This window comes from Vibrio nereis NBRC 15637, assembly GCF_001591105.1.
Lineage (GTDB): Bacteria > Pseudomonadota > Gammaproteobacteria > Enterobacterales > Vibrionaceae > Vibrio > Vibrio nereis.
On the sequence record NZ_BCUD01000043.1, the window covers coordinates 1 to 3,228 of the forward strand.

General features: G+C 37.2%; 2 protein-coding genes. Both read left to right on the forward strand.

Translation table 11 applies throughout. The features are described 5' to 3' along the window. On the forward strand, positions 1-442 hold a 442-nt coding region (locus tag VNE01S_RS18600; RefSeq protein WP_217998403.1), incomplete at its 5' end, for a hypothetical protein. Between the two features lie 238 nt (positions 443-680). Further along, positions 681-2,165 carry a 5'-methylthioadenosine/S-adenosylhomocysteine nucleosidase family protein gene (locus tag VNE01S_RS18605; protein WP_053397293.1) on the forward strand — a complete coding sequence of 495 codons (1,485 nt, stop codon included), beginning with the start codon at positions 681-683 and terminating at the stop codon, positions 2,163-2,165. Positions 2,166-3,228: the final 1,063 nt, after the last annotated feature.

Here is a 3,228-nt window from a genome sequence, read left to right on the forward strand (position 1 = left end):
GTTCTCCGAGGAAAAAATGGAATATTGTATAAATAAAATAGAGAAAGCCCTTCTCGAATATTTTCGTTCAAACCTTGAAAGGTTGTCAGATAAAGAAATTGATCTGATCGATATTGGGGTGTTTCCGTGGCACTCTAAGATAGAAGTTTCTTTCTATGAATCTGGAGATTCCGCATCATTGGATGATATTGCAGCATGGAAGTTATATGATTTTTCCAGCATGAATGAAGGGCATTGGAATTTGGGTTTAGATGTTGCGGAAGATTTGTCTAAAGAATGGGATAAAAGTAGAGATATTTTACCATTTTTGTTTGATTTTTCATCTGCTGTTACATCGGATGCTGTAAGAGCAGCTATCGGTGAATATAAACTGTCAAACAACTTCTGTGTTCAAATTCTTGATCCGGACAAGCCTAATTCTAAAAACTACTGTGAGTGGTAAGAAACTAAAAATAAGATGTCGTTTCTAATAGATAATGCGGCTGCTAATTCAACAAACATAACAAAGCATTTAAGCGTGATTCTCAACGCTTGGCATTTTCAGTTCAAGGTTGGGTTTCGTGTTTACGGCGCAACGGTTTAGTGTAGGTGGCAGCGTTGCTCACACCTTAATGCGGCGTTATGAATACAGCGTAAGCACTAAGTATGTTACAATTACGGTTTTTGCAGTGTATTAGACTATGAAAATTCAGATAACCGATTATTATGATGTTTTAAATGAAAACTATATCTTAATTTGTACATCCAATAGTGTAGAAAAAGATGCTGTAAATAATTTACTTACCAATAGAAGAGAACTAGAAGTAAATTTGAATACTTCGGGGTGTTCGATTGGGTTGCTTTCTAATCGCTTTGTTATACACCTTTCTGGGGAGAGTGGTATAGGAAAAGTAAAATCAATTTCTCGATTGATAATTTCTTTTATTTCAAATCAAAAATTTCCTAATCCAGTTCAACTGATTCTTTGTGGATTTTGCTGGGGTAACCCAGAAAAATCTAAAGTTGGTGATACCTTAGTTAGTTCAAAAGTGATTTCTTTGAATAGCCAGAAAGTCGAAGGGGATTCTGTTCAGTTTAAGGACAATGTCACGACAAGTTCAATACAAATGGACTTAATTAGTACTGATATTTTAGCTTCTATAAATAATGTTGTGCTTGGAGATATAGTTAGCCTTGAAACCCTATATGCTAGTACAGAAAAGCGAGATATTCTGCTTTCTGGTTATTCAGAGGTAATAGGTGGAGAAATGGAAGCTTTTGCTTTTGTGCCATCTATGGCGCACATACCGTGGTTAGTTGTTAAGTCTGTATCTGATAACGGCGATGATGATTTTAATCAAGATTTTCAGACAGAGGCTGCGAAGCTAGCTTCAAATACTGTAGCTAAAATAGTTGATATTTGTGCTGATAACGGTTTAATTTCCTTAAATACATCAACAGCTGAAAATTTAATGTTGGTTGATAGATTGCTTGGGAAAACAATAAAGCTACCTATAGAGGAATTAACTCCAAATAATTTAAACGATTACTTGAATGATGTGATAGGACCTCAAATTGAGTATAAGCTTAATTATTACGTAACAAGCGATGAATATGAACGTAGCTTTGTTAAACATATGTGTGATTTAATTCTGGAAGTTATACAAAACTCTATCAAGTATGCAGACTCGAGCAAAGTTGAAGTTACGTTTAATGATAAAAATATCATAATTGATGATGGTGGAAGTGACTTTGAGTTGACTGCTCTTAAAGGAGAAAGGGGGGGAGCAACATCTTGGAGTCGAGTAAATAACAATTATATTAAAGAAGGTAAAGTTGAATATGTTTTCCAAAAGAAGAAGCATAAATTCAATTTAATAAAAGTAAACCCTAGTATTAGACGTATTATTAGCAACTGCTCTGTTGCCATTATTAAAGATAAAATTGGTTCGCCGTGGGTATCAAAAAGCATATTGTCGTATGACGAAAAATGTGACGCAGTATTTGTTGATGATCGACAGGTAAAAATGCAGTCTCGCAGAAACTCATTAATCAAAGCAGTTCAGCAGCTACTTGAATCAGGCAAAGTCGTATATGTCGCAGTGAATGATAATGAAGATGCTGAGCAATATGTTCGACTTAAAGTTCAACCTGAATTGCTGAAAATTTTAGTTAGACCTTTGTAAAGTATTCATAACAAAGCATTTAAGAGTGATTCCCAACGCATGGCATTTTTCATTCCATCGTTGGGTTTTGTGTTTACGGTGGTATGGTTGGGTTTCGTGGTAGCGTTGCTCACACCTTAATGCGGCGTTAGTACGGGGTTGACATCAAAGGTCATAAGTTCTGGTGTTTATCTGTTTTGGCGCTCGTATTTACACCTTTCAGTTAGCGCCTTTCACGATCTTTCCGGTGGCACTATATGCGGAGTGCTCGCTTTGATTTCACCGTTTACGGCTTCTAACTCTTAGCCGATTTCTTTGGCGCTTTTTCGTTTCCGCTGTACTTCCGAAGTGAATCCTATCTTTCTTTGAGTGTTGCCATCAAAGTGCGAGGATCGAATCCTTTTCTAATTTGAAGTGAGTGAAAGTAGGGGCGTTCAGTGCGTTTTTCTTCTAGCCAACTTTCGTCTCTCAATGACGGTAAAGTTTTGTAGCTGCCCGTCTCACTTCAGTGTTCAAAGCCTTTCATATCATGCCACTTTTCAATATCTTGGAGTCCATAAATAGAAGTAGCGCATGTACTAACAAATTGCTTAAGAGTGATTCGTAACGCGTGGCATTTTTACTTTGCGGTGGCTTATGTGATTAAGGCGTCGTGCGGTAGCTTTTGTATTGCGTTACTCACACCTTAGCAAGGCGTTAGTTGCCAACGGGAAAAACGCCACTTAAAGCAGAATGTTTAGGGTTAATGTCCTTGTGTTTTTAGCTAGATTTTCGTATTTCAATTTCTAGTGATTTGGGTTTGTGAAAATCGTGCTTTGGTTTCTTATGTGGTTTGGGTTTTCTGTTTCAGAAGCCGATTTACTTGTTGAAAGCTAGCTCTGTGGCATTGTTTTTCCAAAAGAGCTCTTAGGTTTGACAGTCCGTTTTCTACGGCGTTGTGTGTTCCAAGTGGTTTCAGTGACAGTCGCTTTGAAACTGCGCCTGATTTAAGTTTCTTAAAACACGTAAAGCTAGTGTTGGCAAAGCGGCAATCCACTTCAAATGAAATCGTTAGGTCTGGCAACTAACAAAGCATTCAAGAGGG